The sequence below is a fragment of the Escherichia sp. HH41S genome (assembly GCF_009820115.1).
Taxonomy (GTDB): Bacteria; Pseudomonadota; Gammaproteobacteria; order Enterobacterales; family Enterobacteriaceae; genus Escherichia; species Escherichia coli_F.
Window position 1 is genome coordinate 113051 of sequence record NZ_VNXE01000007.1, and the last position, 13025, is coordinate 126075.

Below are 13025 nucleotides of genomic sequence, written 5' to 3' on the forward strand. Positions count from 1 at the left end.
CTTATTCCCCCACCATTTCAGTATTCGCCGCACCTGGCGGCACCATCGGGTACACTTTTTCTTCGGCATCAATGCGCACATGGATCAGCGCTGGCCCAGGACGATTAATAATTTCCTGCAACGCGGCCTGCGGGTCGGCTTCGTTATTTAAATCACAGGTTTCGAGGCCAAATCCGGCGGCAATCTGCATAAAGTTGATTTTGCCCGGATAGGTGGCGGCAAAAACGCCCTGCTTGTAGAACAGACTCTGTTGCTGATGCACCAGCCCCAGCGCTTCGTTATTCATCAGAATGATTTTGACATCCAGTTGGTTTTCGCTGGCGGTCGCCATCTCCTGAATATTCATCATCAGGCTGCCGTCGCCGGAGAAACACAACACTTTGCGATCCGGATTCGCCAGCGCTGCGCCAATCGCCGCAGGCAGGCCAAAGCCCATCGTGCCCAGCCCGCCGGAGGTCAGCCACTGGCGCGGGCGATTGAGCGGATAGGCTTGCGCGGTCCACATCTGATGCTGACCCACGTCGGTGGTGATAATCGCATTGTCATCGACACAGGCGGCAACAGCGTTGATCAGGCCGTAATGCGTTAACGGATCGCACGCTTTCGGGATTGGACACGGGAATTCGCGCTGCAAATCGGCTACCAACTGGTGCCACTCTGCACGCGGTTGCGCTTCCACCTGCGGGATCAGCTGCGCCAGCACGTCATCAACATCCGCCTGAATCGCTACGTGCGGCTGCTTGATTTTGCCCAGCTCTGCGCGGTCGATATCGACATGAATAATTTTGGCATTCGGGCAGAACTGCTCGGTTTTGCCAATCGCCCGGTCATCAAAACGCGCACCGAGCACAATCAACAAATCCGCCTCCTGCAAAATGTAGTTGGTGCTGCGCACACCGTGCATCCCCAACATACCCAGCGACAACGGATGCGCTTTTGGCAACATGCCCAGCGCCATTAAAGTCATGGTGGTAGGCAGTTGCGCTTTCTCTGCCAGTTCACGCACTCGCGCAGGCGCATTGATCACACCACCGCCCAGATAAAGCACCGGGCGTTTGGCGGCGTTAATCATTGCAGCTGCGTCACGAATACTCTCTTCACTAAACGCAGGCGCGGCAGCTTTTTCTGTCATACCGGGCTGTTCTTCAATCTCAAAAACTGCCGTTTGCACATCCTTAGGAATGTCTATCCACACCGGGCCAGGGCGGCCTGATTGCGCAATACGGAAAGCATCGCTCATGACCTGCGGGAGTTCTTCGATATGTCTGACCAGATAGTTGTGTTTGGTGATGGGGATAGAGATGCCGTAGGTGTCCACTTCCTGGAAGGCATCAGTGCCGATCATTGAGGCAGGAACCTGACCAGTGATGCAAATCAGCGGGATGGAGTCCAGTCGCGCATCGGCAATGGCGGTCACCAGGTTAGTCGCACCTGGTCCGCTACAGGCCATACAGACCGCCGGTTTGCCGTCAGTGCGCGCCATTCCCTGAGCGATAAACCCCGCGCCCTGTTCATGGCGAGCCAGAATATGGCGGATTTGCGTGCTTTGGCTTAAGGCGTCGTAAACAGGCAGGATAGAACCGCCCGGAATGCCCGTCACAATCTTAATGCCCTGCTGTTCCAGGAAATGAACGATAAATTCTGCGCCGGTAAAGCGCTTACGCGTCGATGATGTGCCCGAACTTGCCATGCTCCAGTCCTTTTCTTCTGGGCCGACTTTCCGGGAGGTGCTTAAACGAAAAACCCCGCCCGGTTTGCGCCGGCGGGGTTTTGGAATCGTGTGTTGTTCCAGTCCCTACGGCGCATTGCCGACGACCACCACCACACGCACGACGACCACTGCGGCGGATGGCGCAGTTGGTAGTAGTTTTGCGTTGAGCATGGAAGTAGTCATTGGGGACCTTGTTGGTTTTGTGTTTAACAATATTTATACAAGCACAGGTTTACAGGGGAGACAATGGAAAATTTTTCATCAAGGGAAAATTGAGGGATTGATCACGTTTTGTACTGAAAAGCAGGCAATAAAAAACCCCGCCGGAGCGAGGTTTCGTCAGCCGTCCGCGGCTGGTAACCGCAAAGCACACTGTATTATGTCAACACTGAAAGTATACGTGTTCCGCGCAGAACGCGCAATTTCGGCACGAATTTTGACGTATTTAGTGCATAGTTGAGTATCGATCACAGTTTGCGTTTTGTCTAAAAATTACTGTTTATTTATACAGTATACTTCTATAATATCACTGTACGCAATGTGTTATGCGGGGGCCGCATCGTTACCCGGCGCACTAAGTCCTGGCTGAAACGGGTGGTGCCGTCAGCGCCTTAACCCCGCGAGAGCACACTGTGTTATGTCAACAGCACAACGTTTCTCCTTGAGATACCGCGTGCACAACAGCTGGCAACAGGCAGCGGAAAGGTACGTCAGCTGGCAGTGCTCCTGAACCACAGGAGACGCGTATGAGCCTGGTGGATATCGCCATTCTTATCCTCAAACTCATTGTTGCAGCACTGCAACTGCTTGATGCTGTTCTGAAATACCTGAAGTAATTCAGATTCAAGTCGCACCAAAGGGGAGCGGGTAACCGCTCCCCTTTTATATTTAGCGTGTGGGTTGGTGTCGGATGCGATGCTGACGCATCTTATCCGACCTACCATCCCTCCCGGCAACATTTATTGCCGCTTTTGTTTACATATTCTGCCGCTAAACAATTCCCCATTCCTGTCGTATATCTGGCTAACATTCATCAATGTGATAGATTCCTCTCCCGCATTTATGGGAATGCGTAGTGACTTATTCTAATTATTTTTATAAAAGCATCCGTGATAATGAAAAGGCATAGAAACGTCAATTTGTTATTGATGTTGGTATTACTCGTGGCCGTCGGTCAGATGGCGCAAACCATTTATATTCCAGCTATTGCCGATATGGCGCGCGATCTCAACGTTCGTGAAGGGGCGGTGCAAAGCGTAATGGGCGCTTATCTGCTGACTTACGGTGTCTCGCAACTGTTTTATGGCCCGATATCCGACCGTGTGGGTCGCCGACCGGTGATCCTCGTCGGAATGTCCATTTTTATGCTGGCAACGCTGGTCGCGGTCACGACCTCCAGTTTGACGGTGTTGATTGCCGCCAGCGCGATGCAGGGGATGGGCACCGGCGTAGGCGGCGTGATGGCGCGTACATTGCCGCGTGATTTATATGAACGGACACAGTTGCGTCATGCTAACAGCCTGTTAAATATGGGGATTCTCGTCAGTCCGTTGCTCGCACCGTTAATCGGCGGTCTGCTGGATACGATGTGGAACTGGCGCGCCTGTTATCTCTTCCTGTTGGTACTTTGTGCCGGTGTGACCTTCAGTATGGCGCGCTGGATGCCGGAAACGCGTCCGGTAGATGCACCGCGCACGCGCCTGCTTACCAGTTATAAAACACTTTTCGGTAACAGCGGTTTTAACTGTTATTTGCTGATGCTGATTGGCGGTCTGGCCGGGATTGCCGCCTTTGAAGCCTGCTCCGGCGTGCTGATGGGTGCGGTATTAGGGCTGAGCAGTATGACGGTCAGTATTTTGTTTATTCTGCCGATTCCGGCGGCATTTTTTGGAGCATGGTTTGCCGGGCGTCCTAATAAACGATTCCCGACGTTGATGTGGCAGTCGGTTATCTGCTGCCTGCTGGCTGGCTTGCTGATGTGGATCCCCGACTGGTTTGGCGTGATGAATGTCTGGACATTGCTTGTTCCTGCCGCGCTGTTCTTTTTCGGTGCCGGGATGCTGTTTCCGCTGGCGACCAGCGGCGCAATGGAACCGTTCCCCTTCCTGGCGGGCACGGCTGGCGCGCTGGTCGGCGGTCTGCAAAACATTGGTTCCGGCGTGCTTGCGTCGCTCTCTGCGATGTTGCCGCAAACCGGTCAGGGCAGCCTGGGGTTGTTGATGACCTTAATGGGATTGTTGATCGTGCTGTGCTGGCTACCGCTGGCGACGCGGATGTCGCATCAGGGGCAGCCCGTTTAAGCTCACGTCACCGCAGCATCGTCATCAGCTCCATGGGAGAACGATGCTGCTTTATCAGATCACGCATCACCCGCATATGCGGCGCGGAGTAAGAATAAAACGCCTGATAGCCCGCACAAAGCACGTTGTCTGGCGTCTCCTCCCGAGCGTGCGGGCACAGCCGATGCCAGTCGCACGCCTGCCAGCCACGGCCCGGTTGCGGGTTTTCGCTGCCACACCATTTTTGTAGGGTGGCGTCAAAAAGCTCAATCGAGATACGACTGATATCTGCCCGTACCCAACACTCGAACAGGGCAATTAAAAATTTCCCCCACAGCTCTGCTGTCACCGAAGCGGCCGTCAGATCGCCCCGGTCATCAAATTCAAGATGGGGAATAAGCTGTACGGAGCGGATGCCCCGCTGTTTGAAATTGTAATAAAAATCGGCAGGTTGCAGAGCATCCTTATACTCTACAACCAGTTTATGCCTGTCCTCTTCAGCATCAATGACCTGACTTCCTGTCATGCGACTCTCTCAATAAATACGATAAGTTGATGTATATGCGTTACAGCAAACAGTATTGCGAGAGATAACACCGCGAGGGAGATCAAAAATTTGTCACGGACTACGTGAAATTGGGAAAAATCGCTATTCGTGACATCCATTAAATTGCGATTACGGGTGTAGTGCCAGAGGATCAGCGCCACGATGGCGAGGATGCCAATCGAAATCCAGAATAACATGCCCGCCTGGTGCCAGTTGTGTTTGATAGCCAACGCCATCAACGCGCCGTAGCCCAGCATGGTACGAAACCACGCCAGTGATGTACGCTCCGGCTGCAGCCCTGGGTCGGCAATGCGTCTGGCTTTGCGGCTATCCGGCATACAACACCAGTCCCATAACGATCACCGCCACGACCATCAATATTAAGCTGATGATTAATAAGCTGTTGGTATAGGGCAGGTCCTCTTTCAGACGCATCGCTTTTTCATTGCGTAACCAGCGCAAGTAGCCATACATCGCTAACCCGCCGGAAAACAGACACAACAACAACGCCAGCAGTTCGCGAATGACGGGCGTGGCGAAATCTGGCGCAAGTTGATCAAGCCCAACCCCCGCCGCCAGAAATCCTAGTGCAGTACGGATCCACGCCAAAAAAGTACGCTCATTAGCCAGCGAGAAGCGATAATCAGGTGCTTCTCCGAGGCGGGAAATTTTCATTGTTGCTCCTTTGCAATTTCAATAACGCTAACCTTTAACGGTCATTTTTTTTAAGAATTTCGTCCGCCCGTTTCCTGATATGCTTTGCCATCCGTTACAAGGAGGTCAGATGGGTATCATAGCGCAAAATAAAATCAGTTCCTTGGGCATACTGTTCGGTGCCATCGCTTTAATGATGGGAATTATCCACTTTTCATTCGGCCCTTTTTCCGCACCACCGCCAACGCTTGAAAGTATCGTGGCGGACAAAACGGCTGAAATTAAAAGAGGTCTTCTCGCCGGAATAAAAGGCGAAAAAATTACCACCGTGGAGAAAAAAGAGGATGTAGATGTCGATAAAATCCTCGATCAAAGCGGTATCGCACTGGCCATTGCTGCGCTACTTTGCGCATTTGTTGGCGGTATGCGTAAGGAAAATCGCTGGGGCATTCGCGGCGCGCTGGTTTTTGGCGGCGGGACGCTGGCTTTCCATACCTTGCTTTTTGGTATCGGCATCGTGTGCAGCATTTTGCTGATATTCCTTATCTTTTCCTTCCTGACCGGCGGTTCGCTGGTTTAAGCAGCCTGAATAATGCCCGCCGGGTGATCATCAGCGGGCATTATCGTCAAAACTTCTGTTTTTTCTCTTCCACCTTCACCCCTTGTGTTGGCAGGCCGGTGTCATAGTCGCGTACTACCGGCGAATAGCCATCCTGTGGGCGTGGACGGAACGCCCCCATCCAGCGCGGTTGCGCATCTTTACGCCACGGACGCAGACTCCATTGGTAACTGCGGAACGGATCGCGAATTTTGTCCATGTAATCCAATAAGGCGTCATGCATTTTGCGGCGAACGTCGGCAAAACGGATATCATCTATCAGATTATGCATTTCATTTAGGTCATTACGGCGATCGTAAAGTTCATCACTGGTGAAGAGGTTGAGTACCAGTTTAAAGTCATCCGTCACCCAGCAACGCACCGGAATAAAACCGCCAAAGCTGTCATGCTCAATCTCGTAGCGGTTAAATTCCACCATTACGCCGCGTGGCTCTTTCACGGCAAGGATATTTTCCCCCGGCAGAATCTCTGGTTTTTCAATATCTGCCAGCGCCATCATTGTCGGCAGTAAATCGATATGACTGACTGGCGTATCGACCTGCCGCCGCTCCCCTTGCGGCGAACGGATGATCAGCGGAATACGGGTGATGTCGTCATACATCGCCGCTCCTTTACTGATCAGCTTATGTGCGCCCATCATTTCACCATGATCGGAGGTATAAATGACCCACGTATTTTCACGTTGCTCTGGCGTTAAGGCATTGATGACCCGTCCGATTTGGTCATCAACAAAGTCATTGCAGGCAAAATAGAGCGGATGGTGATAAAGCCCGTCATCACCGACTGGCGATGGCATCGCCTGCGCCCATAAGCGGTGATGTTCCGGTTTGTTCGCCAGGTCATCCTGTGATTTCTCGCCAAGTTCGTAGTAAAAATCAGCGTATTTCTCTAAATACTCCACCGGACAGGTGAACGGGTGATGCGGCTCATCATACGAAACCACCATCAGGAAGGGTTCCTCGGCGCGCGCGGGCTGTTGCAGAAAATCTACCGCCCGATTGCTGATGCGGTGCGCCCAGGTGAAGGTTTCGTCGATCTGGTTCGCCTGTAAATCCTCAACACTGTTTAGGCCATTGCGCCACAGGCTGATCTCTTTTTCCGTCAGTTCGCTAAGGTAGTTCGCCCCATCGAACCAGTAATCAGCGTCCCACTCCGGCGGACACTCGCCAGTGCCGAAATAGTCATGACCGTCGAGATGCCATTTACCAATGTAACAAGTGTGATAGCCCGCATCCTTAAAGTAGCGCCCCATCGTAGAGATGTTTTTGCCCGGCGCGACGTTATTGGTCCACGGGCCGGACTGGTTAGCGTAGATACCAGTAAACAGCCCGGCGCGCGCTGGTGTACAAACCGGTGAACAGGTATAGGCGGAATTAAAGCGAATACTTTCCGCCGCCAGACTATCAATATTTTGCGTATTCAGCGGCTTACCGCTATAGCAACCGACCATATTGGTGGCCTGGGTATCGGTCATGATGAACAGAAAATTGGGGCGTTTCATAGGCTATCCTTCGCGTCGGGAGTAAAGGTTACGGCTGGGTCGTGACGATGCCGCCAGCTGTCAAAAATCAGGTAGACAATCACTACGGCAGCGATGAAATAACTGAGTATCGCCAACCAGCGCGTACCGTAGCCGCCGAATTCAGCCAGCCCGGCATAGACGCCAATCATAGCGAACAAGATGCCAATTGACGCGATCTTGACGTTTTTCCACGGTTTCATGTCCACCGCAAACGCATCTTTGAAGGTGAACGGCGTGGCGCGCGGTTTGATAAAACCGATCACCAGCATCACTACCACGTTGATACAGAACGTACAGGCCAGCACATAGAGGAAATGGAAGTCGAACTTCACCAGATAGTTGATGGTGATGTAGCTGATTATGCCAATCCCCATCGCCACTTTTGCCGCCAGCGCCGGAATGCGCGGGAAGAAAAAGCCCATAATGATGATGGTAACCAGCGGCACGTTGTAAATACCGTTGAGCTGTTTCATCCAGCTATACAGCCCCTGCGGCGCGTTGGCGATCCACGGCGCGACCAGCACCGAAACGATGGCGATAAAGAAACCAAATTTGCGCCCAACGGTGACCAGCTGTTGCGGCTCGGCATTCTGGTTAATGATGCGCCGGTAAATACCCATACTGAATAACGTACTGGCGCTATTCAGAAAGCCGTTGAAGGTACTGATCACCGCACCAAATAACACCGCGCCGAAGAAACCCACCAGTGGCACTGGCAGAACGTTATTGACCAGCGTCGGGTAGGCCATGTCGGCTTTAGGTAAATCCTGATACAGATGAAACGCAATCAACCCTGGCAGCACCAGTACCAGCGGGTCGAGCATTTTCAGCACCGCCGTTAACAGCGCCCCCTTTTGCCCTTCCGCCAGGCTTTTTGACGCCAGCGTGCGTTGCACGATGCCCTGATTTGTACACCAGTAAAAGGTGTTCACCAGAATCAAACCGGTAAATGCCGCGCCAATCGGCAAGGGATCGGTCGGGCCACCGACTGAGTTTAATTTCTCGGCGTGAACGGTGGTGAGTTGCTCAATGCCCTGCATAAAGCTACCCTTGCCCATCGCGATCAGGCCAAATATCGGCACCATCAACCCGCCAATAACCAGCCCAATACCGTTGATGGAGTCCGCCACTGCCATTGCGCGCAGTCCGCCGATCACCGCATACAAAATTCCCGCCAGGCCAAGCAAAATAACCAGTAGCCAGATCGCTGCGCCGTGGGAAATTTGTAACGATTCCCCGACGTGAAACAGGCTGTTTAACGCCAACGCGCCGGAGTAGAGAACAATCGGCAGAAAGCAGACACCGGTGGCAATGAGGAAGCAGAAGTCGATGATAATACGCGTCGTTTTATCATAACGTTCCTCCAGGAAATCGGGGATGGTGGCAATGCCACGCTTCAGATAGCGCGGTAAAAAGATTAGCGCGAGGAAGATCAGCGTCACCGCAGAAGTGACTTCCCAGCCCATCACCGACATGCCGCTTTTGTAGGCCTGCCCGGAAAGTCCAACCAGTTGTTCCGTGGAAAGGTTGGTTAACATTAACGAAGCGGCAATAACCGGCGCTTTTAGTGAACGTCCGGCAAGAAAATAGCCTTGTTGCGATCCGGTATCTGTTTTGCGGACCTTCCACCAGGTGATGACCGCCACCAGCAGCGTAAAACCGACAAAACTCAAGATTTGTAACGAATTCATCTCATAGCCCTTATTTATGTTTATGTCCCGGACGCATGAATATAGGGAGAGGTAAAATGCGTCGGGTCAGGCAGTCAGATTCTTAAAATACAAACGTCGTATCCCTGAACGGATTGTTTTCTGTTAAGTTCAGGTTGTGAGCATAATTCGCCGGAGGGATATTAAAATGAATGGAAAATTGCAAAGTTCGGATGTAAAAAACGAAACTCCGTACAATATTCCCTTATTGATTAACGAAAATGTGATCTCCAGCGGAATTTCTCTGATCTCGCTCTGGCATACCTACGCCGACGAGCATTATCGGGTGATCTGGCCGCGGGACAAGAAGAAACCGCTTATCGCCAACTCATGGGTTGCGGTGTATACCGTACAAGGATGTGGGAAAATTATTTTAAAGAATGGTGAACAAATAACACTGCATGGCAACTGTATTATATTTTTAAAGCCAATGGATATTCACTCTTATCACTGTGAAGGTTTAGTCTGGGAACAGTACTGGATGGAATTTACCCCCACCAGTATGATGGATATTCCCGTCGGTCAGCAAAGCGTTATTTATAATGGCGAAGTTTATAATCAGGAACTCACCGAAGTTGCTGAATTAATTACTTCACCAGAAGCAATAAAAAATAATCTGGCAGTCGCTTTTCTGACGAAAATTATTTATCAGTGGATTTGTCTTATGTACTCAGACGGTAAAAAAGATCCACAACGGCGGCAAATTGAAAAACTAATTGCCACTTTACATGCCAGTCTGCAACAACGCTGGAGCGTAGCTGATATGGCTGCCACGATCCCCTGTAGCGAAGCCTGGTTGCGTCGTCTGTTTTTACGCTATACCGGCAAGACGCCCAAAGAATATTACCTCGATGCACGTCTGGATCTGGCGCTATCGCTATTAAAGCAACAAGGGAACTCGGTTGGCGAAGTCGCTGATACGCTCAACTTCTTCGACTCCTTTCATTTCAGCAAAGCCTTTAAACATAAATTTGGTTATGCGCCGTCAGCCGTGCTGAAGAATACGGACCAGCACCCAACGGATGCCAGTCCACACAATTAACGTAACTCTGGCCAGTACGCTTTGTTGGCCTCCAGCAACTCATCCAGAATAGCTTTGGCGACCGAGGCGCTCGGTACCGTTTTCGACAGGGTAATCGCCTGCCACAGGTGCTGATATGAACGCTGTTCCCAGGCGTCCACGACCAGTTTTTCCACCGCCACTTGCTGACTCATTAACCCTTTCTGAAACTGCGGGATATCGCCGACCACCAGTGGTTCTGGTCCGTTGTGCCCGACCAGACACGGGATCTCGACCATCGCTTCATCATCAAAGTTATGAATTGCCCCGTTGTTAGGCACAATCAGCAACATCCGCTCCTGAGTGTTGAAGGCAATTGCCGCCGCCAGATCGACGATGTATGACGCATGTTCGTCAATTTCCAGCTTGCCCGCCGCTGAATTTCCTGCCGCCGTAATGGCGCGGCAAGCATCGAAAACCTGTTTCTCGCGATGTTCCATCACCTCATTCGCGCGGGTATGTTCAGGGTTGGAATGCTGAACGACATAATCCGGGAAGAGATAATATTTCAGATAGGTGTTCGGCAATGTATCCGGATCCAGTGCCTGGACATCCCGCGCTTTTGCATAGGTGTCGTTCCAGCTCGCTTCAGTATGTGTATCTTGCTGCGGTGGAACATAACCGTGCTTAGAGACATATTGCCGCAGCTGGGGCATCAGGTCGTTGCCTTGCAAATCTTCAATTGATGTCCACCAGCCAAAGTGGTTCAGACCGTAGTAGCGCACGCGCATCTGTTTGCGATCTTGCAGCCCAACAATTTGCGCCATCCGACTTTCAATACCGATTGGCATGTCACAGATGTTGAGGATTTTCGCGTTCGGGCGCAGACGACGTGTGGCTTCTGCCACAATTGCTGCCGGGTTGGAGTAGTTGAGCATCCAGGCATTTGGTGAATATTTTTCCATATAATCCACCAGTTCCAGGACGCCACCGATAGATCGCATGCCGTACGCTATTCCGCCGGGTCCGCAAGTTTCCTGACCGACAACGCCGTGGCGCAGCGGTATTTTTTCATCCAGTTCGCGCATCGGATATTTGCCGACACGAATGTGCGCCATGACAAAATCAACGTCGCTGAACGCCACTTCAGGATCGGTGGTGTAGCTAAACTCAATGTCCGGCGCTTTCTCTTTAAGAATAACTTTACAGGCTTCGGCAATCACTTCCTGCCGTGCGCCATCGTTATCATAAAATTTCAGTGCGCGAAGCGGGAAACGATCCTGATTCGCCAATAACATCAACACGATGCCTGGCGTAAAGGTGCTTCCACCGCCTGCGACAACCACTGAGAATTTGGTCATTATACTGCCTCCGTAATGGCAACTTTTTCTGCTAATTGATGAGAATTAATTAAGCTATCGAGCTGTTCACGCAGCTGGGAAACATGCAAACCAATGATCACCTGAATGGCATCACCACTACGGAAGACGCCATGCGCTCCCAGCTTTTTAAAGACTTCGTCATCCAGCGTTTGTGACATGTCATGCAGTGCAATACGTAGACGCGTCGCGCAATTGTTGATGCTGGAGATATTGCCCACCCCGCCCAGGGCTTGCAGGATGCCGGCAGCCTGCTCCAGCTCTTTTTTGGGCTCTGCAGCGGTAGTTTGACCTCGTGAGGCTTTGTATTCGGCTTTCGAGTAGAGCTTCACCTCCGCATCTTCACGCCCCGGTGTGCACATGTTGAATTGCAGAATCAGGGTGCGGAAGACAACGAAGTACAAGAGGGTAAAGCACAACCCAATGGCGATTTGGGTCAGCATCATATCCGCATGGTTGCTGAACATCGGGATCCAGTTTTGCGGTAAAACCTGGTCTATCAGACCACCGCCCATGTTGCCCACCACACCAAAGAGATACATCACAGTCGACATTGAAGCTGCCAGCACGGCATGTACCGCAAACAGCAACGGTGAAATGAACAGGAAGGTAAATTCCAGCGGTTCGGTAATTCCCACCAGCATGGCGGTTAAGGTTGCGGGGATCAGCAAGCCCGCCACTTTTACCCGATTTTCCGGTGCAGCGGTGAAGTACATCGCTAAAGAAATGCCCACGGCACCAAAGATTTTTGAGTTGCCGTGCAGGGCAAAACCGCCTTCCGGGAACAACGATTTCAGCGGCTCGGCGCTCAGACTGAACTCTTGCAGATGCTGCGCCCAGTACATCTGAATGCCGCCCTCAACAGCTGCCGGACCAAAGATAAACGGTCCGTAGATGAAGTGGTGTAAACCGGTTGGGATCAGAATGCGTTCGAGGAAGGTGTAAACCCACACCCCAAGCGCACCCGCCGAACGCAGGAACGCTTGCAGAGATTCAATTCCCATTTGTACTTTTGGCCAGCCGAGCAAAGTCAGCCAGGCGCAGGGGATCATCACCAGGAAGGCGATAATCACCACATAAGACGTCCCCTGGAAAATGCCGAGAAACACCGGCAGTTTTTTATCGAACAGACGGTTATGCAACGCTGTCACAATGCCGGAAATGATAATTGCGCCGATAATGCTGGTATCGAGGGTTTTAATTCCGGCCATCATGGTCAGCCCGCTACCTGCCACCGCGTCCTGAGAGAAATCGACGCCGAAGTAGCTTCCCCAGGTCATTCCCATCGCGTTGATGAAATAGTTCCAGGTCAGGAAACTCACCATCACCGCCAGACAAGCACGCCCCTGCGCTTGCTTAGCAAGGCCAATAGGTAAACCGACAGCAAAAATCAGCGGCATATTACGGAATACCGTCCAACCGCCCTCTTCAATAATGTGTACGATTTGCGCGAACAAACTGTTCGGATCGGTCAGTGATTCCCCGACAAACATCGGGTTTTGCAGCAAAATGGCAAGACCCACCACAATCCCGGCGAAGGGAAACAGCAGCACTGGCGTGAACATCGCGCCGCCAAAGCGTTGAATTTGACTGAGCATTTCCACA

The 13025-nt window shown here is 51.8% G+C and carries 14 protein-coding genes; 4 read left to right on the forward strand and 10 right to left on the reverse strand.

What is annotated here, in order from left to right:
- Position 1 precedes the first annotated feature (1 nt).
- Positions 2-1690, reverse strand: a complete 1689-nt coding sequence (gene ilvB, locus FQZ95_RS01570) for an acetolactate synthase large subunit (RefSeq protein WP_088541978.1) — start codon at positions 1688-1690, stop codon at positions 2-4.
- 105 nt (positions 1691-1795) lie between these two features.
- Complete coding sequence (ivbL, locus tag FQZ95_RS01575) at positions 1796-1894, reverse strand: ilvB operon leader peptide IvbL (protein WP_001300753.1); 99 nt, start codon at positions 1892-1894, stop codon at positions 1796-1798.
- A gap of 563 nt (positions 1895-2457) precedes the next feature.
- Between ivbL and tisB the strand changes: the two genes are divergently transcribed.
- The gene (tisB, locus tag FQZ95_RS01580; protein ID WP_000060506.1) at positions 2458-2547 is read left to right on the forward strand and encodes a type I toxin-antitoxin system toxin TisB; all 90 of its coding nucleotides are present in this window, start codon (positions 2458-2460) and stop codon (positions 2545-2547) included.
- A 123-nt stretch (positions 2548-2670) separates the two neighbouring features.
- Here the strand turns inward: tisB and ysdE are convergent, their stop codons facing one another.
- Positions 2671-2745, reverse strand: coding sequence for a hypothetical protein (ysdE, locus tag FQZ95_RS26235; protein ID WP_212736119.1), 75 nt, complete (start codon positions 2743-2745; stop codon positions 2671-2673).
- A gap of 81 nt (positions 2746-2826) precedes the next feature.
- Here ysdE and emrD point away from each other — a divergent pair, with 81 nt between their 5' ends.
- Entirely contained in the window at positions 2827-4011 is a 1185-nt protein-coding gene (emrD, locus tag FQZ95_RS01585) for a multidrug efflux MFS transporter EmrD (protein ID WP_024166225.1), read from the forward strand.
- Between the two features lie 7 nt (positions 4012-4018).
- Here the strand turns inward: emrD and FQZ95_RS01590 are convergent, their stop codons facing one another.
- Genes FQZ95_RS01590 through FQZ95_RS01600 form a run of 3 tightly spaced genes read right to left on the reverse strand, consistent with a single transcriptional unit; the run spans position 4019 to position 5212 of the window.
- The gene (locus tag FQZ95_RS01590; protein ID WP_160529806.1) at positions 4019-4516 is read right to left on the reverse strand and encodes a radical SAM protein; all 498 of its coding nucleotides are present in this window, start codon (positions 4514-4516) and stop codon (positions 4019-4021) included.
- On the reverse strand, positions 4513-4875 hold the full coding sequence (locus FQZ95_RS01595) for a DUF202 domain-containing protein (RefSeq protein WP_001113432.1): 363 nt from the start codon (positions 4873-4875) through the stop codon (positions 4513-4515). Before FQZ95_RS01595 ends, FQZ95_RS01590 begins: the two co-directional genes overlap by 4 nt.
- Positions 4865-5212: a YidH family protein gene (locus FQZ95_RS01600; protein WP_000703959.1), complete on the reverse strand. Its 348-nt coding sequence runs from the start codon at positions 5210-5212 to the stop codon at positions 4865-4867. Before FQZ95_RS01600 ends, FQZ95_RS01595 begins: the two co-directional genes overlap by 11 nt.
- A 109-nt stretch (positions 5213-5321) precedes the next feature.
- Here FQZ95_RS01600 and yidI point away from each other — a divergent pair, with 109 nt between their 5' ends.
- Positions 5322-5771 (forward strand): protein YidI, encoded by a 450-nt coding sequence (gene yidI / locus FQZ95_RS01605; RefSeq protein WP_088541975.1) that lies wholly within the window; start codon positions 5322-5324, stop codon positions 5769-5771.
- A gap of 46 nt (positions 5772-5817) precedes the next feature.
- Here yidI and FQZ95_RS01610 read toward each other — a convergent pair whose 3' ends face one another.
- Entirely contained in the window at positions 5818-7311 is a 1494-nt protein-coding gene (locus FQZ95_RS01610; protein WP_160529807.1) for a sulfatase-like hydrolase/transferase, read from the reverse strand.
- Positions 7308-9023, reverse strand: coding sequence for a solute:sodium symporter family transporter (locus tag FQZ95_RS01615; protein ID WP_001087133.1), 1716 nt, complete (start codon positions 9021-9023; stop codon positions 7308-7310). The genes FQZ95_RS01610 and FQZ95_RS01615 overlap by 4 nt, the downstream gene beginning before the upstream one ends.
- A gap of 166 nt (positions 9024-9189) precedes the next feature.
- Between FQZ95_RS01615 and FQZ95_RS01620 the strand changes: the two genes are divergently transcribed.
- On the forward strand, positions 9190-10083 hold the full coding sequence (locus tag FQZ95_RS01620; protein WP_001366762.1) for a helix-turn-helix transcriptional regulator: 894 nt from the start codon (positions 9190-9192) through the stop codon (positions 10081-10083).
- Here the strand turns inward: FQZ95_RS01620 and FQZ95_RS01625 are convergent.
- Positions 10080-11402 carry a 6-phospho-alpha-glucosidase gene (locus FQZ95_RS01625; RefSeq protein WP_032185514.1) on the reverse strand — a complete coding sequence of 441 codons (1323 nt, stop codon included), beginning with the start codon at positions 11400-11402 and terminating at the stop codon, positions 10080-10082. The two genes, FQZ95_RS01620 and FQZ95_RS01625, sit on opposite strands and share 4 nt — an antisense overlap.
- The gene (locus tag FQZ95_RS01630) at positions 11402-13018 is read right to left on the reverse strand and encodes a PTS sugar transporter subunit IIB (protein WP_000951108.1); all 1617 of its coding nucleotides are present in this window, start codon (positions 13016-13018) and stop codon (positions 11402-11404) included. Before FQZ95_RS01630 ends, FQZ95_RS01625 begins: the two co-directional genes overlap by 1 nt.
- Between the last annotated feature and the right edge of the window lie 7 nt (positions 13019-13025).